Source organism: Guptibacillus hwajinpoensis (assembly GCF_001039475.1).
GTDB classification, from domain to species: Bacteria; Bacillota; Bacilli; order Bacillales; family Guptibacillaceae; genus Guptibacillus; species Guptibacillus hwajinpoensis.
Map to the genome: position 1 here is coordinate 1,339,968 of NZ_LELK01000001.1, position 25,487 is coordinate 1,365,454.

General features: G+C 40.0%; 22 protein-coding genes and 1 pseudogene. 5 read left to right on the forward strand and 18 right to left on the reverse strand.

Annotation, left to right across the window (positions count from 1 at the left end; all coding sequences use genetic code 11):
• Positions 1-28 precede the first annotated feature (28 nt).
• The 7 genes from AB986_RS06780 to addB all read right to left on the reverse strand — a co-directional run bounded on the left by AB986_RS06780 (position 29) and on the right by addB (position 15,067).
• Complete coding sequence (locus AB986_RS06780; protein WP_048310122.1) at positions 29-904, reverse strand: fumarylacetoacetate hydrolase family protein; 876 nt, start codon at positions 902-904, stop codon at positions 29-31.
• Between the two features lie 287 nt (positions 905-1,191).
• Positions 1,192-2,385, reverse strand: a complete 1,194-nt coding sequence (locus tag AB986_RS06785; RefSeq protein ID WP_084006427.1) for an efflux RND transporter periplasmic adaptor subunit — start codon at positions 2,383-2,385, stop codon at positions 1,192-1,194.
• Positions 2,385-3,035, reverse strand: a complete 651-nt coding sequence (locus AB986_RS06790) for a hypothetical protein (RefSeq protein WP_048310124.1) — start codon at positions 3,033-3,035, stop codon at positions 2,385-2,387. The genes AB986_RS06785 and AB986_RS06790 overlap by 1 nt, the downstream gene beginning before the upstream one ends.
• Positions 3,036-3,157: 122 nt before the next feature.
• Complete coding sequence (locus AB986_RS06795) at positions 3,158-6,517, reverse strand: AAA family ATPase (RefSeq protein WP_048310125.1); 3,360 nt, start codon at positions 6,515-6,517, stop codon at positions 3,158-3,160.
• Between the two features lie 18 nt (positions 6,518-6,535).
• A complete protein-coding gene (locus tag AB986_RS06800) occupies positions 6,536-7,687 on the reverse strand; it encodes an exonuclease SbcCD subunit D (protein WP_048310126.1) in 1,152 nt (383 codons plus the stop codon).
• A gap of 176 nt (positions 7,688-7,863) precedes the next feature.
• A complete protein-coding gene (addA, locus tag AB986_RS06805) occupies positions 7,864-11,586 on the reverse strand; it encodes a helicase-exonuclease AddAB subunit AddA (protein WP_048310127.1) in 3,723 nt (1,240 codons plus the stop codon).
• On the reverse strand, positions 11,573-15,067 hold the full coding sequence (gene addB / locus AB986_RS06810; protein WP_048310128.1) for a helicase-exonuclease AddAB subunit AddB: 3,495 nt from the start codon (positions 15,065-15,067) through the stop codon (positions 11,573-11,575). The genes addA and addB overlap by 14 nt, the downstream gene beginning before the upstream one ends.
• A gap of 195 nt (positions 15,068-15,262) precedes the next feature.
• Here addB and AB986_RS06815 point away from each other — a divergent pair, with 195 nt between their 5' ends.
• The 4 genes from AB986_RS06815 to AB986_RS06830 all read left to right on the forward strand — a co-directional run bounded on the left by AB986_RS06815 (position 15,263) and on the right by AB986_RS06830 (position 16,655).
• Entirely contained in the window at positions 15,263-15,457 is a 195-nt protein-coding gene (locus AB986_RS06815; protein ID WP_048310129.1) for a hypothetical protein, read from the forward strand.
• Positions 15,458-15,586: 129 nt separating this feature from the next.
• The gene (locus AB986_RS06820; RefSeq protein ID WP_048310130.1) at positions 15,587-15,796 is read left to right on the forward strand and encodes a spore coat associated protein CotJA; all 210 of its coding nucleotides are present in this window, start codon (positions 15,587-15,589) and stop codon (positions 15,794-15,796) included.
• Positions 15,797-15,798: 2 nt separating this feature from the next.
• The gene (locus AB986_RS06825) at positions 15,799-16,065 is read left to right on the forward strand and encodes a spore coat protein CotJB (RefSeq protein ID WP_048310131.1); all 267 of its coding nucleotides are present in this window, start codon (positions 15,799-15,801) and stop codon (positions 16,063-16,065) included.
• Positions 16,066-16,085: 20 nt separating this feature from the next.
• Complete coding sequence (locus tag AB986_RS06830; protein WP_048310132.1) at positions 16,086-16,655, forward strand: manganese catalase family protein; 570 nt, start codon at positions 16,086-16,088, stop codon at positions 16,653-16,655.
• Between the two features lie 474 nt (positions 16,656-17,129).
• Here the strand turns inward: AB986_RS06830 and AB986_RS06835 are convergent, their stop codons facing one another.
• The 4 genes from AB986_RS06835 to AB986_RS06850 form a co-directional block, all read right to left on the reverse strand.
• A complete protein-coding gene (locus tag AB986_RS06835) occupies positions 17,130-17,756 on the reverse strand; it encodes a TVP38/TMEM64 family protein (protein ID WP_048310133.1) in 627 nt (208 codons plus the stop codon).
• 102 nt (positions 17,757-17,858) lie between these two features.
• Positions 17,859-18,299 (reverse strand): pyridoxamine 5'-phosphate oxidase family protein, encoded by a 441-nt coding sequence (locus AB986_RS06840; RefSeq protein WP_048310952.1) that lies wholly within the window; start codon positions 18,297-18,299, stop codon positions 17,859-17,861.
• Between the two features lie 276 nt (positions 18,300-18,575).
• A complete protein-coding gene (locus AB986_RS06845) occupies positions 18,576-19,091 on the reverse strand; it encodes a hypothetical protein (protein WP_048310134.1) in 516 nt (171 codons plus the stop codon).
• A gap of 393 nt (positions 19,092-19,484) precedes the next feature.
• Positions 19,485-19,703: a transcription initiation factor IIE subunit beta family protein gene (locus tag AB986_RS06850; protein ID WP_048310135.1), complete on the reverse strand. Its 219-nt coding sequence runs from the start codon at positions 19,701-19,703 to the stop codon at positions 19,485-19,487.
• 167 nt (positions 19,704-19,870) lie between these two features.
• On the opposite strand from AB986_RS06850, the gene AB986_RS21105 reads away from it, so the two are divergent.
• Positions 19,871-20,323 (forward strand): protease complex subunit PrcB family protein, encoded by a 453-nt coding sequence (locus AB986_RS21105; RefSeq protein WP_053216061.1) that lies wholly within the window; start codon positions 19,871-19,873, stop codon positions 20,321-20,323.
• Between the two features lie 186 nt (positions 20,324-20,509).
• Here the strand turns inward: AB986_RS21105 and AB986_RS06860 are convergent, their stop codons facing one another.
• The 7 genes and pseudogenes from AB986_RS06860 to AB986_RS06880 all read right to left on the reverse strand — a co-directional run bounded on the left by AB986_RS06860 (position 20,510) and on the right by AB986_RS06880 (position 25,294).
• Positions 20,510-21,622, reverse strand: coding sequence for an RNA-guided endonuclease TnpB family protein (locus AB986_RS06860; RefSeq protein ID WP_048310136.1), 1,113 nt, complete (start codon positions 21,620-21,622; stop codon positions 20,510-20,512).
• A gap of 11 nt (positions 21,623-21,633) precedes the next feature.
• Positions 21,634-21,723: pseudogene (locus AB986_RS21510) on the reverse strand (transposase); the annotation flags it as partial.
• A 171-nt stretch (positions 21,724-21,894) separates the two neighbouring features.
• Positions 21,895-22,035 carry a hypothetical protein gene (locus AB986_RS22295; RefSeq protein ID WP_161797344.1) on the reverse strand — a complete coding sequence of 47 codons (141 nt, stop codon included), beginning with the start codon at positions 22,033-22,035 and terminating at the stop codon, positions 21,895-21,897.
• Between the two features lie 100 nt (positions 22,036-22,135).
• Positions 22,136-24,001, reverse strand: coding sequence for a PAS domain S-box protein (locus tag AB986_RS06870; protein ID WP_053216062.1), 1,866 nt, complete (start codon positions 23,999-24,001; stop codon positions 22,136-22,138).
• 140 nt (positions 24,002-24,141) lie between these two features.
• The gene (locus tag AB986_RS06875) at positions 24,142-24,357 is read right to left on the reverse strand and encodes a hypothetical protein (protein ID WP_048310137.1); all 216 of its coding nucleotides are present in this window, start codon (positions 24,355-24,357) and stop codon (positions 24,142-24,144) included.
• 51 nt (positions 24,358-24,408) lie between these two features.
• Positions 24,409-24,564 (reverse strand): aspartyl-phosphate phosphatase Spo0E family protein, encoded by a 156-nt coding sequence (locus AB986_RS21515; protein WP_084006429.1) that lies wholly within the window; start codon positions 24,562-24,564, stop codon positions 24,409-24,411.
• Between the two features lie 256 nt (positions 24,565-24,820).
• Positions 24,821-25,294 carry a GNAT family N-acetyltransferase gene (locus tag AB986_RS06880; protein WP_236690313.1) on the reverse strand — a complete coding sequence of 158 codons (474 nt, stop codon included), beginning with the start codon at positions 25,292-25,294 and terminating at the stop codon, positions 24,821-24,823.
• Positions 25,295-25,487 lie beyond the last annotated feature (193 nt).

Genomic DNA, 25,487 nt, shown 5'->3' on the forward strand with positions numbered 1-25,487 from the left:
TAATCACCACGAGCTAAACACGGAAACGCTATCTTATACTAACTTCATTTCGCAATGCACCAATTCCTTCTATTCGAATTTCAACACAATCTCGATCAGCAAGATATTTAGGCGGATTGAACCCTTTTCCTACACCTGATGGGGTTCCAGTTGCAATGATATCCCCAGCTTCAAGCGTCATACCTTTTGAAAGAACGTGAATGAGTTCAGGTATATCAAAAATCAGATCAGATGTATGACCATTTTGTCTAACCTCTCCGTTGACAAGTGTTACAAGATTTAAGTCGTGTGGATTTCTAACGTTAGAAGCATGTAAGATAGCAGGACCTATTGGACATGAATGATCAAGACTCTTTCCCACAAAAAATTGTCCATGCTTCTTTTGAAGATCTCGAGCCGTAATGTCATTTATGATTGTATAACCGAATACATAGTCCATTGCATGTTCGCGCGAAATACCTTTACCTTTCTTGCCAATTACAACAGCTAGTTCTCCCTCATAGTCTATCGCTTCAGAAACACCTTTTGAGAACGATAGTACCTCTTCAGGTGCACTTACTGAAGTAGGAGCTTTCGTGAAGATCATGGGGTGCTCCGGGATATCCTTCTCGCTCCCCATTTCAATGGCATGATCTCGATAATTCTTACCTACACAGAAAATGTTTTTCAGAGGCTTCGGAATCGGGGCTTGCAGGTAAACATTCTCAATAGAAATGTTGTAGGATTCTGAAACCCTCCTCACCTCTTCTATGTTGATGTTCTCTGTCTGGATGCAGGAAAGAAGCGTAGGCAAATCCACACCCTTGTCACGAAAATAGGAATATAAATCGACGACAATACTCTCTTCTTCATGCAATACACCAAAGCGCTCTTCTTTTTCCGCTGTAAACGAAATAAATTTCATAGTTCTTTCACTCCTTATTAAAATAATGAATATTCAGTTAATTAATTGTGTAAAAGTCTGATTGAAAAACCATTATTGCTATAAGACTGGGTCAATGTCTGATTCAGGATGCTCGCTTCAATTAGCGAAGTGTGATTTTTTGTACAAATATCCTAAGAGAAACTCTCTTTTATTAAGGGTGTGTTAGCTCATATTGTTGATTGCTCGATTTTTGGCTCATTCGAGTGAAACCTCAATTTCACTCGAATGAGTCAAAAAAGATCTGCATTTCTGCAGATCCACTTTCCTCACCCTTTACTGGGCTCTTCCTTATCTTCCTCATCTTTATTACCTTTATGTTGTTTCTCTTTTTTCTCAGATAGTAGCTCAGTGAACGCTTCTTTCGGTTTCGTTAGTACTTTCTCTTTCAGCTGAAGTCCAGAAAGAATTTCCACCTTACCATCTTCAATCCTTCCCTGTTCAACAACTCTCAGGTATAGATTTGTGTCTTCGAGTACAACTACATAGCTAACGGAACCTTTTTGAATGATGCTTTCTTCAGGTACAGATGGAGCGTTTTTGTTTTGGTGAAGAGGTGCATCAATCGTTACATGTGTGCCAGAAGCTATTTCATTCTCGCCTTCCATCTCGACAGTAAAATGATAGAAGCTAAGTCCTGATTCTTCATCAACTTGGTAGGGACGATTTTCGATCATCGTAATTCGACCTGTTACAGGCTGACCAGGATACGCTGTAGCATGAACAGTCACTTCTTGATCCGCATTAAGCGTTGGATAGTCTAGTTCCGAAACTGAACCTTGTACGGCTAACTTGTTCGAGAGAACCGTTACGACAGGTTCATCATCCTCTGGAATGCGATTAATCTCTTTAACCAAACCATCAAGGCTTGAGTCGACTGTATTCTCAATCTCCTCAGTATCGGCTTCTTGAATTTGACGTTCTAGCTCCTTCACATCTAGCTCAGCAAGCCTTTTCTTATACTCTGTGTCTCTCACTTGTTCTTCCACATCAAGCTGCAGCTGTAGTTTCTGTTCATCTTCGAGATCTGTGTTGGATTCAACACGAGATGATTGCAATGATAAGTCATTAAGCTGATCATCTAGAACGGAAACGGCTGTTTCCGCTTTATTTAGCTGAGCCTCCAGTTCCGAAACATTAACCGTTTCTACTTCTTCATACTCAAAAAGTGTTGTCCCAGAGGTTACCTCATCGCCTTCATTAACAAGGACATCTGAAATTTCTCCTCGCGATGATTGATAATAATATGACTCTTCTAATTCAGGTATTAATACACCATCAAATGATACAAGCTCCTGATACGTTTTTCCCTTTACCGTAACCGTTTCTACCTTCTTCTCATCTGCTAAAACACGCTGAATCAGGAGTGTATTAGCCGTTATGAAGAGTAGGAGAAATAGAGCGGCACTTATGCTAATCCAGAGTGACTTACGATTCACAGTGTGACCCTCCAACTTATTCATTAAAATGCCGTCCTCATGTATGCTAGAATCGCTACAATAAGTAAATTTAATGTAACAATCCAAAACAAAATATACCCTTTCGACAAGGTGGTACTTTGTTTAATAGCTGCATATTGAACGAATGTGCCCCATGCTAAAAAGATCGAGAGACTATAGGTGAAATAGAGCCAAAATGTGTTATTCGTTAACAGATCCACGTAAACGCCTAGGCTGTATGGTGATATAAGCGATGGTTCATTTAGAAATGCAATAAATGGCAATTGAAGCAACATGCCAAGTAAAAGAATAAACACGACATAGCTATGTATATAAGTAAGTCTCTTATAACCTACTTCCTGAAAGAATGACCAGAAAAGAAGGGAACCAACTAGTACAATGAAGGCAAAGGTCAAAAGACCAAGTACCCCATCTGTTATTACTTCACTCATTAGAAACAGCAGTCGGTCATTCGAAGCTAATCCGGCATATTCAGGCACTTCTCCAGCATATTTAATGTTCATAAACGACGTTAATCCCACAACGATAAACGCAAGAAGGCTAAGTAAAATTAACCGCCACCACGTTCCTTTAAATTGATAAGCCGATCGAAGGGGTCGAAAATGTGAAAACGGCTTTATACTTCCTACTACTAGTCTCATAGAGTGCGACATCCATGTTCCTCCTATGTAAAATAACCTCATCTACTATTCATATTTTTACATAAACTCTCGTATTTTGACAGTATCTTTCAAAAAAAAAGAGAAACATACCCAAATGGATATGTTATTCTCTCTTATAATGTTTCCATCATTATGTTGCTTCCACGCCCTGAAGGCTCTGATGGTGAGACAATCACTTTGCGTGGTAATCTTGCTCTTAGCTCTGGCACGTGACTAATGACACCTACAGCTAAGCTATCATTCTGTAATTTTTCTAAAGATGTTATAACGGTATCGAGAAGGGATTCATCTAATGTTCCAAACCCTTCATCTAAGAAGAAGAACTGTAATGGATGTGCACCTCTAAGTTGGATTTGACCTGAAAGTGCAAGTGCTAATGCGAGTGAAGTAAGAAAAGTTTCTCCACCGGAAAGTGTTGAAACTGGTCGTCTAACCCCACCGTTTGCATCATCTCGTATTAGGAATCCTCCACTCGAATCTACCTCTATTGCGTATCGTTGTGATGTTAAATCTCCAAGTTTCTGAGATGCATCAAGGCTTACTTGTTCAAGCTGCTCAGAAGCAATAAATTCTACAAAACTATTTCCCCGGAAAACAGTTTGAAGCTTTCCGAGCTTTTCCAACTCGGCGCTCGATGCTTTGCGAATTTCTTCGAGCTCGTTGAACCGTTCGTGTCTTCCCGAAACATCTTCAAGATGGTGACGTCTTGCTGCAAAATGAGAAAGAGCTTCTTCTCTAGCTTCCTTTGCGAGATCCGCCTGTTTATTTAACTCCGTATATTCATCCTCGGTTACTTTCCTTCCAGAAAGCTTCGATTCAACTTCGTTTTTATTATGATCTGTTTGGTTCCACTCTTTCGTGTATCTTTCTACTTGCTCTTCCCAATCTCTCCTTTGATCGATCGACACCTCAGCTAATCTCACTTGCTTTCGTTCAGTGAAAATCGAGTCTGTCTCCGCTTCAGAATATGCTGTTTCTGCCTTTTTTAACCGTAGTTGAACATCTTGGTCATAGTTCTTTGCAGCAGCAGCTTGTCTCTCTGTTTCCAAGTAGCGCTCTTCAGCTTCTTTCAATTGAACCGCAGAAGCTTTTTCATCGTTACGAAGTGATTCTATCTGTTTGTTCACTTGATTATAGCCTTCTTGAGCAATTGAATCACAAGCAATCGCTTCATACTCTGATTCTGCTCTTCTTACTTGATTAGAAAGCTGTTCTAGAGAGCTTGTTAGCTCAGCATTTCGAACGGAATACCGTTGAACCTGCTCTTGTAATGAAATGAGAAGATTTTCTTGCTTCTCAATGTAAGGGTCGCTTTTGGTTAGTCGGTCGCGAACAACATTTGCCTTCTCGTCCATTTCCTCAATCTTTTTCAACTCTGATTCAACATCTTCTATTTGCAACTGAAACTCATTTTGTAACGTGTTCTCAATTTTTTCGCTCTGAGTGGTTAATTGTTTTCGTTTCTCAACGCGTGAAGCAAGATTTTCCTGTACTTGCTTCAGTTGATAAGCATACTCTGATGCTTTTGATTGTTGTTCTTGAAGTGATCTACTTTCCTTTTTGATTTTATCCTCAAGCTCTTGAACATCTTGGGTAAGAGACTTAATTTCTGTTATTACTTCATCGTCTGTTAAATCAGCTTTTAGTTCCTTCGAGTGATCCCCTTTTTGTTGAACGCCACTTAAATCTTCTTGCTCTGTCATTAAATCAGAAAGCTGTTCAAGTTTATACTGTAGCTGATTAGCATTTTGAAGCTGATCTTTCAGCGCTTCACGTTTTTGTTCATCTGTTTGAATGTGATCCTGCCATTTCAGAGACTCATCGTCCCCTACAGCAAGATGCACGTGGTCTTTTGAACCACATACTGGGCACGATTCACCTTCTTTTAGCTCTGAAGCAAGCCTAATCGCTATCGCATGCGTACGACTTTCTTCAAGCTTTTGATGAGCATTCTGTACTTTTTCTTGACGTTTTGCAATTCGCTTTTCAAGCGATAACTTCCAGGACGATACCTGGTTATAAACAGTAAGAAGAGACCCAAAATAATGCTGGTAGTATTCCTTCGTCTTATCTAATTGCTTCGACATTTCTTCATGGAGTGGATAAAGTCGGTCACGCTCTGCCAGCCGTTCCTTTTCTTCCTTATTCACATCATTAAGCTGATTCGTTATGGAATACCATTCTTGCTTTAAGCTTTGTGCTCTTGAAACTCGCTTTCGCTCATCTGGAGAAACTTGTAGACTAGTAAGCTCCTGATTAAGGTCAGATTGCAGTGTTCGCGCTTTGCTTAAATCCCTCTCTACCTTTTCCTTCTGATCGTTCGCTACCGCAACATCTTTTTGGAGAGCTATACGCTGTTCCTCATGATTAGTGGATTGCTCTTTAAGTCTAGCCAACTCTTTTTCAAGCGTAATCCCACGTTCAAGCTCATTAAGTCGTTTCAAAAGAATCGGCTCTTGTTCCTGTTGCTTTAATCGATCGCCCTCATACGTCTTCTTCCTAGACCGATACGTCTCACTTGCCTCATCAAGCTGCACCTTCGCCTCTTTGTATCGATTTTGCGCCTCTTTTGCTTCTTTCTCAGTTGATTCAACTGCATCAAGGTATGGTTTGATTTGCAAAGCAGCTTGAGCCTCTTTCAATTTCGTTTGAAGCTCTTTCATCTCATCACTTTTTTCCACTAAAGAATCTCGCTTCAGTTTGATTTGAGCAAGCTGCTGTTGTAAAGACCACGTTTCATTAACGTCCTCTTTCTGTTTCTCGGCTTGCAAAAGGTTAACCCTTGCCTCTTCTGCAGCTTTTTCTGCTAAGGTAAGAGATTCTCTCGCCTCTTTAAGGTGATGTTTCGATGCTTCACCAAGTCCTGTTTGCTCAGCAGTGATTTCATTGACCTGATTCCGCTTTTCATCTACTCTTGCACGCAATCGTCTATTGAATTGATCTCCGTATTTCTCTAGCTGAAATAATCGTTGCAACATCTGCCGTCTCTCAGTACCTTTCAAAGAAAGAAATTCAGCAAATTTTCCCTGCGGAAGAACAACTGCACGGGTAAAATCATCAATCGTTAATCCTAGAATTTCTTGGATTTTCTGAGAAACATCTCGATCTTTATCAGCTAAAACCGTATTCTCTTCCCCGATCTCTATTAAACGCGAATTCGCAGAGCGAATGGAGATATCACCTGAGCGCTTATAGCTTCGCTCGACACGATACGTTAAGTCACTACCTAACTTAAATGTAAATGATACAGACAGCGTATCCTCCGCATGGTTCATAATACCTTGTGTGTTGTTCGTCGCGCGCTCTACTTTTCCATATAGAGCTAACGTCATGGCATCAAGTAGAGACGACTTACCGCTTCCAGTTGGACCAAAAATGCCAAAGATACCACCCTGACACAGTGTTTCAAAATCAACCTCTTGCTTTTCTCTAAAACTATGCAATCCTGATACAGATAAATGGATCGGTTTCATTGCTTTCTTCCCCCTTCCTTACTCATCATTTTCAGATAGCTCTAGAAAAAGCTGTATAAGCTCTTCATCCGGTTCTGCTCCATCAGTTTGCTGTTCGTAAAATCTCTTGAACAGCTCATCAATTGGTAAACTTGAGTATGATGCTTCCTTTTGCTGCTCTTTCTTCTCAAATACAGGCCTAATATGTATAAACCCACTATGCTGACTTCTAAGTCGATGTATTTCTTCAATCGATAGAGTATCATTTAAATGTATTTCAAGATCGATCCACGCATCAGCATCTTTACCTTCTTCTAGCCACGTATAGACCTGCTCAATTCCTTTATCTGCAATCCACCGAACGAGTGGCTTACCTGATTGAAGAGGAACCTCGTTCAAATGGGCAATTCCATTTGGTTCAACATCGATAAGCGTAACCGATTTAGTCTGATTTGCCTCTGAGAAGCTATACGCAAGAGGTGAACCTGAATAGCGAGCAAGCGCCGAACCTCTTGTGATCGTTTGTGGACGATGAAGATGACCAAGCGCCACATACTGTGCCTGTTCAGGCAATGAATTTGCTGAAACAGTATACGCTCCACCAACTTGTATAGGTCTTTCTGAGTCACTCTCTCTGCTACCTGCTACATAAATATGACTCATGGCGATTTGAACAGAATCCTCATCCCCAGTCGATAGATCACTAAAGAGCTTTTTCACACGATCATCATACGCCAACTGTAGAGTCCCTTCTTCCTGGCTTTCAGTTAAGCATTCGTTCAACCTTGATTCAGAAGGGTACGGAAGCGCAGCGATTGAAAGTTTTTGTCCGTTACGTACTCTAACTTCCACAGCTTGATTCGTTGGAAATCCAATAATCGTAATGCCATTCATATTTGCAAGTGGTCGTGATGCAGAAAGCCGTTCAGGGTTATCATGATTGCCTGAAATGATAATAAGCGGGCGTTCCCCATTACTTGTTAACTTCACTGCAGCGTCATAGAATAGCGTCTCAGCAGCAGCAGGCGGATTAACCGTATCAAACACGTCACCAGCCATTAGAATAGCATCAACATTCTCTTCATCTGCAATTCCATTTAGTTCCTCTAGAAACTCTCTTTGTTCTGGCAAACGAGATCTACCTTCTAATGTTTTACCAAGGTGCCAGTCTGCGGTATGAAGTAATCTCACATAAGTCACTCCTTTATTTAAACTTTTCGCTATATTAATGAACAGTGTTGATCTTTGGCTCATTCGAGTGAAACTGAGGTTTCACTCGAATGAGCCAAAAATCGAGAAATCAACAATATGAGCTAACATTGCCTTTCTAAAAGAAGACTAGCCGGACAAGGAGCCCGGCCAGCTAGTTAGTCGATCGATAGAGTACGGCTGCCATCAAAAAAGTAAAGTACTTTTTCATTGCACGGCATCTTCCAGATTTCATTGATCGCCTTTTCATATAGTTGAAGCTGGGTTGTATATCTGCGCTTCATCGTTTCCATCGCCTGTTCCTCAGATGAGAAGCGTTCATGAATCACATCCGTTTTGTAATCCACTAACGTTAATGCTCCATCTTCATCACGAAGGATACAGTCGATGACACCTTGAAGAACGACCGTTTCTTGATCGCCTTCAAAATCACCATAGATCCACTTCGAATCAACACCTAGGCTAAACGGCACTTCTTTGTATATTTCTGAAGCATTTCTCATTTTCTCACCAAGATCTGATTCGACTAACTGATGAATCTGATGAAGATCAATGGCCATAGCTTGTTCAGCAGTTAACAACTCTTTCCTCTCAAGCTTTGCAATGACATTTCGAATTGATGATTCATCATGCTGTTTTTTCAAATCTAAATGTTGCATGACGATATGCATAGCCGTACCTCTTTCAGCAGGCGTAAGCTGTTTACTTTGTAGAAAACGAGGTCGTTCTTTTAACGATTGACTAAATCCTTTTACAAGCTGATTATCACTTCGCTCATCTTGAAAAATCTCTCTTTGTCGTTTCACTTCTGTGACTGATTGTTTTGATCTTGTCTCAGTAGCAGCCTTATGCTCATAAGTCCAGTTTAACCTTTTCTCAACTTGGTCTTTATGAACGCTCACTTCCGGAATCTGTTTCCTTTGTTGAAGAAGCGTTTCATACTCCTGATGTTTTTGCACTTCTTCCATTTCTACCTCTGCAAAACTTGCAGCTTCATGAACCGTTAGGGACCATCTAGAAGGATGTTGATGGACTTCTTCATGAAAAGGTAAGCTCGCTCTTCCTTCCATGATAGAAGAAAGATCTCTGTGCCTAATAATCGATGGGCCGATCCAGCTTAAATAAGACTTTCCTTTCGATCGCTCATAATCTGATAAAAGCCACTCTTCGCTAGCTGCTCCTGTCCAGGATAAGATCTCTTTTTCCCAATCGTTTACTGTCCCTACTAGGATAACCTTTTCCTTCGCTCGAGTTAACGCGACATAGAGGACGCGCATTTCCTCCGCTAGCATTTCAAGCTTCATTCGCTTCTGAAGCGTAAAATAAGGAAGCGTTGGAAAACTGATTCGATCATGAGGATCAATGAACTTTGTAGCAAGCCCGAATTCTTTGTGTACAAGCATAGGATTGGCCATATCTCTCATGTTAAATTGCTTTGCAATACCAGCTATAAAGACGACGGGAAACTCAAGTCCTTTACTTTTATGAATGGTCATAACACGCACGACATCCTCTTGTTCACCAAGAGCTCGAGCTGTACCCAGGTCGCCGCCGCGTTCTTTCATTCGATCAATAAAGCGTAGGAAGCGGAACAGCCCTCGAAAGGACGTTGCTTCATATTGTCTCGCGCGATCATATAGCGCACGTAAATTTGCTTGACGCTGCAAGCCAGCAGGCATCCCACCAACAAATTCGAAATAGTTGGTCTCCCTGTAAAGCTGCCAAATCAATTCACTTAACGATGCTTGTCTTGCTTGCTCTCTCCAACGGTTCAAGTTAGTAAGGAACGTTGTAAGCGTTTCGGATAACCGATTGCTTTCTGTTTCAGAATAACGCTGTAGAGCTGCGAAATAACTTGAATGTTTCTCATTGATTCGTATAAGCGCAAGTTCTTCCTCAGATAACCCTATGATTGGTGAACGTAGTACGGAGGCAAGTGGAATATCTTGATATGGATTATCGATCACGTTTAAGAGACTCATCATCACAGCTACTTCCGTTGCTTCAAAATACCCAGATGCAAGATCTGAATAAGAAGGAATTCCTGCTTGCTTCAATTCTTCCAAGATAACAGGTGCCCAGCTAGCTGTCGCACGCAATAAAATCACCATGTCACGGTACTGAATTGGCCTCATGCGCTCTTCTTTACGATCGTATACCTTTATTCGTTCTGTCTCACTTTTCCCCATCATTGCTTTAATATTTGAAGCAATGAGACGCGCTTCTAGCTGAACTTTCTCAACGTCTTCTCCATCTTCCTCATTATCAGAGCTTTGATCAATCACATGCACTTCTGGTACAACCGTGTCAGAGTGCGGATAGCTTGCTCCTGGGATTAATTCCGCAGCTTCGTCGTATTCGATTTCACCAACACGCTCGTCCATGATTTGTTTAAAGATATAATTTGTACCATTCAATACTTCTTCTCTACTTCGAAAGTTTCGTGCGAGATCAATTCGCTTTGAAGAATCAGCAGAAGACCTGCCAAACGTTTTGTATTTGGAAAGAAATAGACCAGGTTCTGCAAGACGAAAACGGTAGATACTTTGCTTAACATCGCCAACCATAAAGCGATTTCCGCCTGACTCATCACTCCTGCTGATCGCATTAAGAATCGTTTCCTGGACGGAGTTTGTATCCTGATACTCATCAATTAGCACTTCCGCAAATTGCGTTTGGTATTCACGAGCGGCACTCGAAGGAATCGGATTCATAGGCGTTGAAGCCTGATCTAATAAAATCGAAAGACAATAATGTTCTAGGTCACTATAATCGACTAGCCCTTTTTCTTTCTTCAGTAAGGAATAGCGCTCTCGAAATTCATTTACCAGTGAAGAAAGAGTGCCTAATACAGGAGCTAGTTTAACGATGTCGTCTAGATACTCCTCGGGATTCCTCTGGAAAAGGTCTTCTTTAAGACTTTGTATGGTTTTCTTCACTCGGTCTCGCATAGCTTTGACCGTTTCAATCATACCGGAATCGAATTGATCGCCTTTACACGGTTTTAATCGACCAAACGATGCTGTTTCAAAAGCTTCTTTTAACGACTCCCAAGATTCTGAAGCAGCCTGCAGAAGACTTGAAACCATTTGCCTTTCTGGCTCAAGTGATGAAAGATATGGCTCAGGACCTCCTGGTGCTGATGCTAGTTCAATCGCTTTGTCCTGAACCTCTTTCATACCTTCAAGCTGAAGAACAACGTCTTTCATTAGTTCTTTCACCCAAACGAGTTCGTTAAATTCTACCTTGTTAGCTTCTTCATATAATCTAACGCTGTCTGCTAACCATTGTTCAGGCCAAGGGTGGCTCGATGAGAAATGATAAAGCCGTTCAACAAGAAGCTGGAGATCAACATCACTACGATCACTGCTGTACCGATCAACCAGATCGTAAAATGCCTCGTTCTCTGCCTTGCTGTAATGCTCTTCAAACAACTCTTCCATAGCTTCTTCTCTAAGAAGCGCAGCCTCTGTTTGGTCTGCAACGCGAAAAGCTGGATCCAAATCAATCTCATAATAATACCTACGGAGTACTTCCATACAGAATGAGTGCAGCGTTGAGATCGAAGCTCTATTCAGCATCGAAAGCTGTCTTCTTAGATAAAGGGAAGAAGGGTCTTCCTTTAATCTTTCTTCAAGTGCTTCACCAATCCGATGTCTCATTTCGGCTGCAGCAGCATTCGTAAAAGTTACGACAAGGATCCGGTCAACTTCAGCAGGATCGTTCTCATCTGCAAGTCTTCGAATGATGCGCTCTACTAAAACAGCTGTTTTCCCAGATCCAGCTGCTGCAGCAACAAGCACATCCTGATTACGAGCTGCAATTGCATCCCATTGCTCATCTGTCCATCTAGATCCTTCGGGTTTATCAATTGGATTCATTCTTGTCTTCCCCCTCTCTCATCCGTCTTAAAATTGTTTCATCATCTTCAACTGGGATTTGCTTGTAAACATTGTCTTCCATCGCCTGATCAAATTGACAAAACGATCGGTACGAGCAGAATGTACACGGTATTCTATCTTTCATTTTGTACGGATCAATATCGATTCGTCCTTCAGAAATATCTGTTCCAATTTTCTGGATCGTATTTCTTGTAAATGATCTTAGCGAATGAAAGTCATCAGAAGAAAGCACCGATGAATTCTTATAGAAACTACCATCTTTCTTAAGCGCAGCTGGTATAATATCTGATTTCTTTACTTCAATATCTTGATCCATTAAACTCACTACATCCTTATCAGCAAGAAGAAGTCCTTTCATCTTAAACTTCTTAAACAACTCTTGTTGAATCGCAGCTTGTCCTGGAGCTGATGTTTGTAGCATCGGGTTGTGAACATGGAAGTACAGCATACCTGCAGCAGTCGCGTTACGACCAAGCCACACGTTCGCATTCGTAATCACCACGTCAAGATATGTGAGCATTTGTAGAGCTAGTCCAAAATACACTTCTGATAGATCAAGTGAAGTACCGCTCGACTTATAATCAATAATCCGTAGCAGTAGTTCATCGCCATTAAACGCTTGATCAACCCGATCGACTCGCCCAATTAGTTGAAGCTTCACACCATTTTTCAGCGTAAACTCAATCGGTGGTAGCTCCTGGTTTGGCCCAAACCCTAGTTCAAGGCCCGCTGGTTGAAACCCACTTTTTTGGGCTTGCTGACCGAGGACCGAAGAAGCACGACCTACAACTTGAGTTAATTTTCTCATGATGTAATGGTAACGGTTGGAACTTAGTAGAATCTCATTCTGAAGCTTTGGAGCGATTTGTTTAACAATTTCACCAGACAACTCATAGTACTGATTTGAAGAAAGCTTTCCCCAATCCCAGTGACGTTGCTTAATCGTTTCAGCCATCATATTAAGAGCAGCATGGAAAAGCTGACCTATATCAGGAGCTTCAAGTTTGAATGTTGCTCGCTCTTTCAATTTTAATCCGTGAGAAGCAAATTGCGAGAATGCACAGGATTTGTAACGTTCCATTCGTGATACACTCGCTTGAATATTCGAACCATAGAGTTTCCTACTAGTATCGTCAGATAAATTCTGAGCTTTATTTCGATAGAATAAACTATCGATTAACCGTAACTTATCATCTTGAGAAGGGTTCATGACAAACCAGTTGTATGCGTCCCACCAAATAGAATCTATTGGGTATCCCCGATTCCACTGTCGAAGCTGCCCTGTTAACCTTCCAATTGTTTTAGAAGGATTTGTGATAAATGATAGCTCGTCGATCGACTCACCAGGTTCTGCGAACTTTAATCCAATCTCAAGATCTGGAAACATTTCCTGTAATCGATTCATTACAATCGATGGTTGGAGCCCTTTTCCTTCTTCATCTGCAAGCGGACAACTCACCCATAATGCATCCGATGGAGTAGAAAGAGAATGATAAATAAGGAATTCTTCGTCTAAAAGGCGACGTTTCAAACCTGGTGCTAGCTGAATGCCTTGTTCTTCTAGCTTCTCTCGATCCTGTTCGCTTAGGAGACCATCTTCTTGAATCCTCGCTGGTAAAACACCATCATTCACACCTAACAGAAAACCACACTTCACATTAGTAAATCGAGTTCGGTCAATGCTTCCAATCACCACCTGATCAAGTGACGCTGGAACGAGGGCAAATTTCATGCTTTCAATTCCTGCTTCAAGTAATTTCGTAAACTGCTCAACAGAAAGCTTTTGATCTCCGATTAGCTCCACTGTTTCATCTAGAAGCGAGATCACAGCATCCCAAACCTGGTCGTGCTCTCTTGCTTTAGTAAGCTGACCAGATTGTTCAGCTTTCTCTTTCAAGCGATCTACTTTTTCAGCTGCATTACTGTTCTCAAGAAGGTAATAAAGAGCTTCGCACATATCTCTTACCGTATTTGCTTTCGTCATCTTTCTTTCAAATTTCTCAAGGGGCGTAGATACCCAGTCTTTCGTTTCGTTAAGTCGATCTTCCATCTTCTCAAGTTCATCCGATGTAATTGTTTCTTTATCTTCAAGCTGACGATAAATATTCGACTTCCATCTTTCTCCTGTCTTCCAACGGTACCCTTTAATTCCTCTAGCAATAACGTAATTTTCAAGTTCATCCATTCGCTCTCGAATACCTTCTACACTCTCACCAGTGTCATCTGGGAATAATAATTCTGTTTTCACACAGCGGAATACAGCTTCATACCGCCAATTGTATTGAATAATATCCAAACTTGATCGAAGAAGTTCAATTAACGGGTGATGAAGCATTGTTCTTTTCTGATCAGAAAAAATCGGTATCTCATGGTCTCCGAAGATGGTTTCAACCAATTCATAATAAGATGTCATGTTTCTAACCATGACAGAGATATCACGGAAGCGATAACCCTCATCTCGAACAAGTCTGAGTGTTTCTCTAGCAGCCGCTTCTACTTCTGAGCGAATATTAACTGCATGGTGCAATTGAATGTTCTTCAGTTGACCGCTATAAAGAATAGGTGGTCTTTCACCATAGTTAGCCTCTAAATGAGCAAGTTCACTACTTTGATACCGTTTTTGGGAAGTTAAAACAATGGAATCCTTAACCTCAGCTCCTTCTTCATTCGCCATCGCTAGAAGTGCCTGATACGTTTTCCCAGGTTCATGAAACAAATCAAGCTCATGAATAGCAGAAAGGTTCATTTCTGGATCCATCGTAATGGTGAACGAGAGGTTCGTCCCCTTCTTGATCAGCGCCTGAATCACTAGAAGCTCCTGAGGCGTAAAACTATGAAAACCATCAATCAAAATCGTAGCACCATCGAGGTAGCTTGATTCTTCTATTTTCTCAGCAAGAAGTGCTAAATAGTCTTCCGAATCAAGATAATGGCCAATCATGGCCTTTTGAAATGCATCGTAAACGAGATGAAGATCAAATAGCTTATCTTTAAGTAAGCTGCGTTCATCTTCTGTATATAAATCATTCGCGTAATTTCTAATATCATCTGGTTCAAGACAATAGCGCTTGAATTCTGTAACCATATCATTTAGCTGTTCAATATAACCTGTTTTTTCAGATGAACGTTGGTATATTCTCAGGTGCTGCTTATTCTCCTCAATAATATGACGAAGCATCATGCTTGTCCCAACGCTTGTAAGATGAGGGCGTGCCATGCCTCCCGTTTCTTGTAGGACTTTCCAGGCAAGCCTTGTAAAGCTGAACACCTGTGCACGAATCATTCCTTTTAAGTCTCGGTTATGTACTAACTCATATTCTGATTGGAATGTCATTTGTTCTGGAACTAAATAAATCATATCCTGACCGATAGGCCGATTCGTTAATTCATTCTGTATTTCTGATAAGCAATAGTCCGTTTTCCCGCTCCCCGACCTGCCAATGACAAACTGAACCGTCATTTTTCTGCCTCCTAGTCACTAAACCCTATTTTCTACACCTATTATCTCATGTTTTCCCGATATTGAATAGGATCGATAAGAAAATACGTTCGCATATCGAGTAGCTAAATATTGTAAAAAGCAGACATAAGGTTTTTAGCTATAGTAGCAAGGGTATACCTTAGATAAGACTATAATGATAAGGGAGTTTTGAACATGGAGAAAGAACTTGAAACGTTTAAATGGGAACTCAACCGCCTAACTCGAGATATGTCAGAGTTTGTACACAGTTATGAAAAACTAGACGACGGGCAAAAACGAAGCGTAGCAGACAATTACCCTTTCACCTCAGATCTTCATGACTTAAAAAACATGCTTGCGAAATGGAACGATACCGTAAATAAAATGTAAACGAAAGAGCACTTCCTATCGTGGAAGTGCTCTTTAATTGGTACAATTCCTCCTCATTAAGTTTATACATGTTTTCTTTACGAGACTCATACAACTAGAGAATGAAGGTTGTATTGAAGGAGGTCGAGCATGTATACAAACAGGAAGTATTATGAACCTTATGTTGGTCCTTTTGATCCATGTCCCCCTATTCGAGTGAAGTCGTATTCAACTCCCCCTAACCTCTATATGGGCTTTCAGCCTCCTGGACTTGAACAATATTCTGCCCGGGAAGCTTTGTATCGAGGTACTCTCTGGAAAGCCCTATGTGACCCATATCGTTCAAAACGGGAGGAGTAACAATGGCAAACAAACAGCTTCCTAAGGCGTATTATGAGCTCCTTGAGGAACTACAAGCATGTGATTTTGTGCTCGTCGAACTAACCCTCTATCTAGACACACATCCAAATGACTATGAAGCGATTGAGCAATTCAATGAGTATGCCAAAATGAGAAAACAGCTGAAGAAGCGTTACGAAAAAGAATATGGTCCATTGCAACAATACGGGAATAGCTACTCTAGTTACCCTTGGAATTGGGACGATACACCATGGCCATGGCAAGTCTAGATAGGAAAGGGTGAGTAACAATTTGGATTTATGAGAAAAAATTACAATATCCAGTGAAAGTAAGCACATGTAACCCTATGCTTGCTAAATTTCTAATTGAGCAATACGGCGGAGCCGACGGTGAACTTGCTGCCGCTCTAAGGTATTTAAATCAGCGCTATACCATTCCTGATAAAGTAGTTGGATTGTTAACTGATATTGGAACAGAAGAATTTGCTCACCTTGAAATGATCGCAACGATGATTTATAAACTAACGAAAGATGCTACCGCCGACCAGATGAAAGAAGCTGGTCTTGGAGCACATTATGCAAATCACGACAGCGCTCTTTACTATTCAAACGCAGCAGGCGTTCCATGGACAGCAAGTTATATCGCTGCAAAAGGTGATCCTATAGCAGATCTATACGAAGATATCGCCGCCGAAGAAAAAGCACGCGCCACCTACCAATGGATCATCGACCTATCAGACGACCCAGACCTCAACGACTCCCTCGCCTTCCTAAGAGAAAGAGAAATCATCCACTCCCAACGCTTTAGAGAAGCAGTTGAGATATTAAAAGAAGAAAGAGATAAAAAGAAGATATTTTAGTTCGAAAGGCGGAAGTGGGCGGTTAGGTCCGACAAGCGCTGGAAGGATTTCATTTGAGCACGCTTTTTGTGCTCGGATGAAATCCTGAAGCGACTCGAGGACCTGCCCACTGCAGCTAGATCGAAAGGCGGAAGTTGGCGGTTAGTTCCGACAAGCGCTGGAAGGATTTCATTCCAAAACGCCCTTCTCTCCTCATAAAAAAAGGCTCCTTTCTAAAAGTTTGTTGCTTTGGAAAGAATTTTTATATAAAAAACGACACTTCGCTAATTGGAGCGGAAGGATGCTCGACTCCTGCGGGACTAGTGGGACAGGTGAGACCCCACAGGAGCGTACGAGGAGGCTCAAGCGTCCCACCCCGCGGAAAGCGAGCATCCTGGAGCGGAAATTAACCACTTATCTAAAACCAACAATGTCTACGAAAAGAGCCTAAAAAAAATAACATAAAACCATGCACTCTGTGCATGGTTTTATCATTTATCTCGTTTGATCCTCGGTTTGATGCTTCCTAGGACGTTGATTCAGTTTATATTCAATCATTTTCCCCGCTCCCCAGAGAAGGAAAATCGCAACCAATATCAGAATCATTTCTAATGGGCGATGAATTAAAGCAAACACATCATGTCCAATAAATGACACGATCGAGATCATAACCATTTTACCAAGCAACACAGCTAACACAAAACTTCGAATGCTCATATTGGATAACCCTGCTACCACGTTAATTAAGGCAGAAGGAGTAAACGGAAAGCAAAGAAGAAGAAAAACCATTCCAAAACCATGTCGCTCAATCCATCGCAACGTTTTCTCGATTTTGGCATGTTTTGTAACCACACGCATAAATCGTTGTCTAGCCAATTTTCTGACTACAACAAATACAATTAATGCACCAAGAGATGCACCGATCCAAGACAATAATGATCCATACCAGAATCCGTAAGCAGCTGCATTACCAGCTACAAAAAGAAACAAAGGCAATATAGGGATGACAGCTTCAAACATAGGTAGCAATATACCAGGTAATGGACCAAGAGCTCTATACTGGCTAAGCCATGTTTTTATTGTTTCTTCATTCATCAAATCTTTGATCATTTCCCATTCCATATGGGATTCAACCTCGTTTCATGGTGCCTACGTCAGAATGACAGCACAAAATGCTTATTGCTATTATTAAATCATAAAGTTATTCAGTAAGAAAGCTCTCTTTTAGTTCATGAGTGCTTTATAAACTTCCTCATCCAGCTCTTCTGCTTTCTTCTTGTTATAGGTTTTCTCATATTCTGGCTCGGTCGTAATCTTTGCTCCCCAGAACATCGATTCCATCACCTGATCAATCTCAACATTGATTTTAGCTAATTTTAACGATACCCCTGCCATTGCTTCCTCTAAGATTGTTGCCTGTCCTTGAATTGAATAAACTGATTCTAATCCTATGACAGTCAATACAACACCAGAATGTTTTTTGACGTTCTGAACGGTTCTAGAGTTAGTCGTAACGGAGAAGCGAATGTTTCCTTTATCAACACTTTTCACCCATGATATCGCTGAGACATTAGGTGTATCACTCTCATGATCAATAGTAGCGAGCATTACAAGCTTTTCACCCTCCAAAAATGTAACCAATTCATCAGTTAACTGTGTCATCATGTCTTTTTTCGCCAAACGTCTCATCCTTTCAGAACTATTCTCTACTCTTTCCTAAAAGATTACCACGAATACCGCATAATGGAAACGCTCTACTATAGCTAACAGTCTACAAGAAGTTAGACACAAAAAAACCGCACTCATTGAGCACGGTTCATAGGGGGAAAATCACTATCAAACTTACTTAGGGGGTTTGATAGTAACTATTCCCGATCAACCAGAAACCAAACTTCAAATTTAAAGAAATTCGGACTTATTTTTATCTGTTTTAGATTAGCATTACAATTCAACAGGTATACGGAAAACAAAAACTTCTTCTTTATCTTTTAATATAATTGGAACTTTCACTTCAATCTGGTATACACCTGTCTTTAACTGTTCGGTTGTTAGTGTATCGCCTTCAATAATGTCATCTTTTGATACCCTCTTCTCTGTTGAGGGAACTTGTGAAGAATAAGGAATAATGACTTGGTCGTTTTCTTGATTCGTAATTTGATAATCTAGTAGAGCATCTTCAACAACCTTAATTTCTTCCTTTTCTTCTCCTTGATACTTAATCTTAGCTGTTAAACTAATCGAACCGTTATCTTTCAGTTTGCTATTCACCAATGCTCCGAATGGAATTTTCGGCTGTGTTTCAGATCTAGAAACAACATCTTTTTGATTTTCGCTAAGTAAATACTCACTCGTATTCATCTTCCGATCACTAAATAGAACATTAGCAGCTCCTACGATTATGAAAGCAACAAAAAATAGAATAATGAGCTTCGAGCTGTTAAACTTTATCTTCTTCATGGTGACATCCTTCCCAATATACTCAATGCCAACATTATATCATTTCCACATCGCAATGATATGGAAATTTCCCAACCATTTGTTGACGTTTGATACACTTATTAAAAGGGCTTAATTCATAGAAGTTGTTACTATTAGAGTAGTTGATTTCCGCTCCAGGATGCTCGCTTTCCGTGGGGCGGGCATCCTTACGCTTCAATCACCTTTGATATGTTAATTTAATAGTAAAACTTTTGCTGAAACAAATAACCTTTTAGAAAAAAGCCTATTAAAAAGAAGTTAGGAAAGGATGTTAACGGATGTCTTTCATTATGGATGTACTCTATGGTGTCGGGATTGTTTTTCTATTAATAGTAGGTTTATATTTTGTTGATCTGTTTAGAAAAAAATAACTTATGCATTCGGCCCAGCTTTGTATACAACAGATGGTGAAGGATCAATTACTGATGCATCATACTCTTGTTTCACAGTACCCTGTGGCATGTTCTTAATCATACGAACAAGCTCTTCTTCATCAGGATTGTACCCCTTCCCAGATAAATACTCCATGATTTCTCTCGTTGTAACCGGTTCCTCAACATTCTTTAAAAAACTTAAAATTTCATTCTGCATACGAATTCTCCTTTCAGGCAAAGTAATTTGTCTACATTTATTCCTTACCCTCCAGAAGAGATTATAATCGTGAAGAATATCACGGTCTTTCCAAGCTTTAGAAAGTCCGCTAAACTTAAATGGAGGACAAGATTAAGTAAAGTGAATTAAGAAAGGGGTAAAATAGAGTGCGAGGAAGTTTATTATCACTAACCATTCTTTTCGTTCTGCTTGCAGGTTGCGGAAACAATTCTCCAGAATCATCTTCAAATGAATCAAATGGGGGTCAAAAAATGAAGAAAGAGCTTTCCTTTGAAACAGTGAGCATGCAAAATGCACCTAAAGATATTCAAGCTACGGTTCAACAAAAATGGCTTGAGAAATCAACTTTTACAGTACCGTCTGGAGACGATCTTTATATTATAATTACGAGAGGCGAAATGCCAACTGGCGGATATTCTGTCCACGTCGATAGTATCGTAGAAGAAGAAAATCAGCTTACTGTCTCCTATTACTACACCGATCCTAAAAAGGGTGACATGGTCACACAGGCGATTACAAAACCAATCGTCATTACTCGTATTGAGCTAACAAACGCTCGAGTTAATTTTAAAGAAATTCAAAAAAGCGCTGCTGAATAAAGCCAATCTACAAATCCCTTACGATAGCAATAACCTTTTAGAATAGAACGTAGTGAACTACTCCCACCACTTACCACCCTTGCGGGTTGCTTGAAGTGGGGGCTTCTTGGGTAATCGCCACTTTTGGTAGCTGACGAAATGGACCAAGCTAACCCTCTTGTTCCAAGAGTTTGTATCTCTTATTATTTAGGCACTTGCTAATAAGCGAATGCCCTCTTTTTTAATATTGAGTGCTGAATTGTAATCCCTATCAAGATTTAGACCGCATGAACAAGCATATGTTCGAATGTTCATAGGCATCGGTTGGGTATTTCCACAATTAGAACAAGTTTTAGTAGAAGGAAACCATTTATCTATTTTGATAAGCTGCTTCCCTTGTTCATTCAGTTTGTATTGTAAGAAAGAAGTGAACATTCCCCAACCATTATCAGCTACACTTTTGCCGAACTTTAGTGCTTGTGACATCCCTTTCATGTCTAGGTCTTCAATTACAACCGCATCATAAAATGTGACCAATTCTTTAGACTTGTGGTGCAGAAAATTCTTTCTTTGATTGGCGACTTTTTCTTGGATTTTGGCAACCTTGATGCGTTGTTTGTTCCAATTCGAAGAACCTTTCTTTTTTCGGGAAAGTTTGCGTTGCTCTTTGGCTAGTTTATCAAGCATTTGTCGATAGAACTTAGGGTAATTGGCTTTCTCACCCTCGCTATCAACAAACAACCCATCCATTGCAAAGTCTAATCCAACTATTTCTTTGGTTTCTTTGGTTTCGATTTCATTCTCATATTCTGTCAGAATAGAAATATAGTATTTTCCTGATGCAGTCATAGAAAGGGTGCAAGATTTAATAATGTATTCAGAAGGAATTTCTCGATGTTGTTTTATTTTGACCTTTTTAAGTTTGGGTAACTTGATATGACCATCCAACAGCTCGATATTACCGTTTACGACATTTGTTGTGTAGCTTTGTTTGTGTCGCTTGCTTTTGAATTTTGGGAACTTGGCATTCCCCTTGAAAAATGCTTTATACGCCTTATCTAGATTTAGTTGTGCGTTTGCCAACGCTAGTGAGTCTACTTCCTTTAGCCATTCATACTCTTTTTTGTACTTGGCTGGGGTGGGGTGTTTTACTGATTTCAATGATTCTTTATCATCTTTTAGTGTTTCGTAGGTTTCTTTTCGTTCAGCTAACATTTTGTTGTAGACAAAACGAACACAACCAAAGGTTTTACGGATAATCAAAGACTGTTCCTTTGTTGGGTACAAACGAAATTTATACGCTTTGTTTTGTTTAGCCATATCAAATCACCTCACTTTATCCCTTGATTTTCGATGTATTTTTTAACCACCTCAATAGGCGAACCACCAGTGGTCAACAAACAAAAACTTCTTGACCAAAATTTATACCACATTGAGATAAAAGGCAGAAACTTTTGGGCTATTGCCCAACCGAAATTCATCTCCCCCTTACCGTTGGGCTACGCCCTTCACACGCTTGAAGAGGGAGACTTCTTTCGGAAGTTCGTTAAAAAAAGGAACCTCTCAATACTTCGAGACGTTCCTTTTATGCATCAAATGACAATGGATAATAATGAGATTATAGCTCCTAGACCAGCGATCGAATAATTAAAAAGGCGATTGTTTTCAGACCAATTCGTTTCAGCGTTGAATTTTTCAAGAGCAAGCATGCGATAGCTCGTCTCGCTTTTCACTCTCAACACTCCTTTATTGGATTATTCAAACCCTATCTTTCTGTAATTGTAAGCGCTTTCTTGTTTGGTGTAAAGTAATTCCCACAAAAAAGGCGCTGCTTTAGCGCTCTCGAAACTTTTTTTCATTTGGTAAGGTTATTGTCACTACCGTTCCGCTTCCTTCCTTACTATCAATGGAAAATGTGCCTTGATGATTCTGAACAATTCGGCGACAAATCATCAATCCAAGACCGTTTCCTTTTTTCTTTGTTGTATAGAAGGGCTCTCCTAAATGCGATAATTGGTGTTCAGGGATTCCAGGCCCATTGTCACGAATTTCAATCATCACTTCATCATTTGTTGAGTACAATGAAATAGTGATTTCACCGCCGTCCGGCATTGCTTCAATGCCATTCTTAATAATATTAATTAGAACTTGTTTAATTTGATTTTCGCTACATGTGATTTCTCTTAGATCATGAATCACTCTCGTATAGATTTGAACGTTATTTAAAATAGCTTGTGTTTCAATAAGAGTACAAACATTCGCAATGAGATCCTGAATATTTGTTACTTCATACGTGACGGCTTGTGGCCTAGCGAGTACCATAAATTCATTGACGATCATATTAATTCGATCAAGCTCAGATAACATGATTTCGATGAATTCTTGATCATTTTCATCTGTATGCCTCGACTTTAATATTTGCGTGAAACCTTTCAGAGAAGTTAAGGGGTTTCGAATTTCGTGTGCAACACCAGCAGCAAGCTCACCAATAACCGATAGTTTATCTGACGTTCGAAGAAGTTCTTCTGCCTGTTTTCGATCAGTTATGTCTTTCCGAATATATACATATTGGTATGGTACTCCAACTTCATTAAGAAATGGAACGATGGTCGTATCAACCCAAAAATCCTTCCCTTCTTTCGTTATGTTACTAATTTCACCCTTCCATACATCACCCGAATGAATCGTACTTCGCATATCATCAAAAAATGATGGCGGGTGATACCCGGAGTCGAGTATAAGATGGTCTCTGCCGAGCAACTCTTCTTTTGTATATCCTGTAATCTCGCAAAATTTATCATTTACAGAAGTGATTTTGCCTTCCTCATCCGTGACAGAAACCAGAGCACTCTCATCAAGCGCATACTTCAGATCCTTTAACTGTTTTAAAGTATTCTGTAATTCTCTCTCTGCTCGTTTTTTTTCAGTAATGTCTCTTGATACAACGACGAGCATTCGCTCACCGTGGACGCCAAATGGAATTACAGTAGCTCGGTCTTCAAGTGTGATCCAGGTACCATTAGCATGTTTTCTTCTAAATTCAACCACTTGTGGGTATGAACTAGTTTTTTGTAATAAATTCGCGACAAGTTTCTCATCATCAGGATGTACGTCCAACATAATTGAACTTCCAGTATAATAATCAGGCGGATATCCTAAAATGTTCTGATGAGAAGGTGATGCATATGTAACTAGATCTCTCTCAACATTAACTAGACTTATTAATTCAGAAGTATGTTCAGCGATCAATCTATATTTTTCTTGGCTTTCCCTAAGCGCAAGTTCATTTTGTCTTTCATCTGTAAGGTCCCTCACAAGAGAAAAAACACCTTCAATCTTATTCTCAATATAGATGGGAATATTGACTAACTCAACATCAAATGGAACTCCTTCATAGTTAAGAAAAGTCGTCTGAAGATGCGTTACATGTCCTTCAGTTGTAAGGTGAAATGATTTGGATACGCGTTCTTTCTCTGTCTGGAGAATAAACCTTGAATAATGCTTACTGATCACATCTTCTCTTTTTACTTTAGAAAGCTTATGACCGAAGTCATTTAGGTCCGTTACATGTCCTTTAAGATCTAGTGAATACATCACGCCAGGATAATGGACAAATAGCGATTCAAACTTTTGATATTGTCTATACAGTTGATTATATTCGTGTTTACCGATAACGATCGTATCTGAATGATTCACCATTATTCCTCCCCCCTGAGCATGAAAAATCCATATATCATGTAACTTTTCGACTCTACTGTTCATTATCCCTTCTCTATTCTCCATAAAGTTACGAAATCCAACAAAAAAAGCCGTCTTTAACGGCTATTCACTTTCCTAATCTAATCAGTTTCATTTCTCCATTCCTCTTCATTCCGGATTGCATATTCAAGCCAGTCCTCATTTCCATTATAGTCAGAATCATTCCACTCTCTAAAATGAACAATTGATTGAAAGACCTCGCCTTGAATAGACTCTATAAGCTGATTTCGTTTAGGATGTTCTTCTATCCATTCAAACAACTCTTTTGTGAGAATTGCTTTAAGATCAATTTTCATAAGGTTTCCTCCTTCACTTCACAAACACAGGAAGAAAAACAGAATCCAGTTTCATAGTACTCTTTCATTATGATGCTTCGTTTGCATTAAGGCATTTAGTAACCGGTCTAGCTCCTGACTACAGCGAATGGTTTTCTCTGATGCAAATCCGTAACGTCCTGCTATATCAAACATTTCTTTACGCTTCTTTTCAATTGCATCATACATTCTCATTCCTCCTCATACCAATACATAACCATTATGCCCATTTTCAGAAGAAATCAAAACGTTTTCGACGAAACTTCTCATTCTACAGCAGAAGTAGCAATAAGTAGACATTTTTCTTGCTATGATATGGAGGTATGATATTAGTCAATCGCTGGATACCGCCCTTTAATTCCTTCGTGTATTATACTTCTCTTATTCCCTTTTTCTCAAGATTTAACACATGTTTTACCCAATAGAGGCTAATCATTCTTCACTTCTACTTTATCATTACTTCAAAAGAAACTTCACTGCTTGTTGTTCTGTTAACGAAAGAGCGATGGGATTTAAATCCTTCTCGTTCATATACCTTTCGTGCTCTATCGTTAAACGAGGCAACAGTAAGTCGAAAATCCTTTGCACCGAATCGTTCCGCTGCATAGTGAAGCCCCGTTTGAAGAAACAGTCTACCATTTCCCTTTCCAGTCTCATTCGGTCGAATACCGAGACCAATATCAAGGCGCTCTTCTTCATATACACCTGCATTAACTCCTGAAGGAACACGAGCCGATTGACCAAAACAAAAGTATCCGAACAAATTCTCCTCATTCCACACTGACACATATGATCCATCCATTAATTCTTCTAGCACTTCATTGTCCTCTGAGAAACTATAAAGTGAATAAGGCTCTTGATATGTCCAAGTTTGAATTTCTTTTGCCGTTTCTAGAGTCATAGGTTGAATATGATACATATTTCTACTCTCCTTTATTCTAAAGGCTCTTTTCTATAAGATTGTTGCTTTTGAACAATTATTGAATAAAAACCACACTTCGCTGATTGGAGCGGAAGGATACTAGACTCCTGTGGGACTAGCGGGACAGGTGAAACCCCACAGAAGCGTAAGCGACGAGGAGGTTCACCGCCCGCCCCGCGGAAAGCGAGCA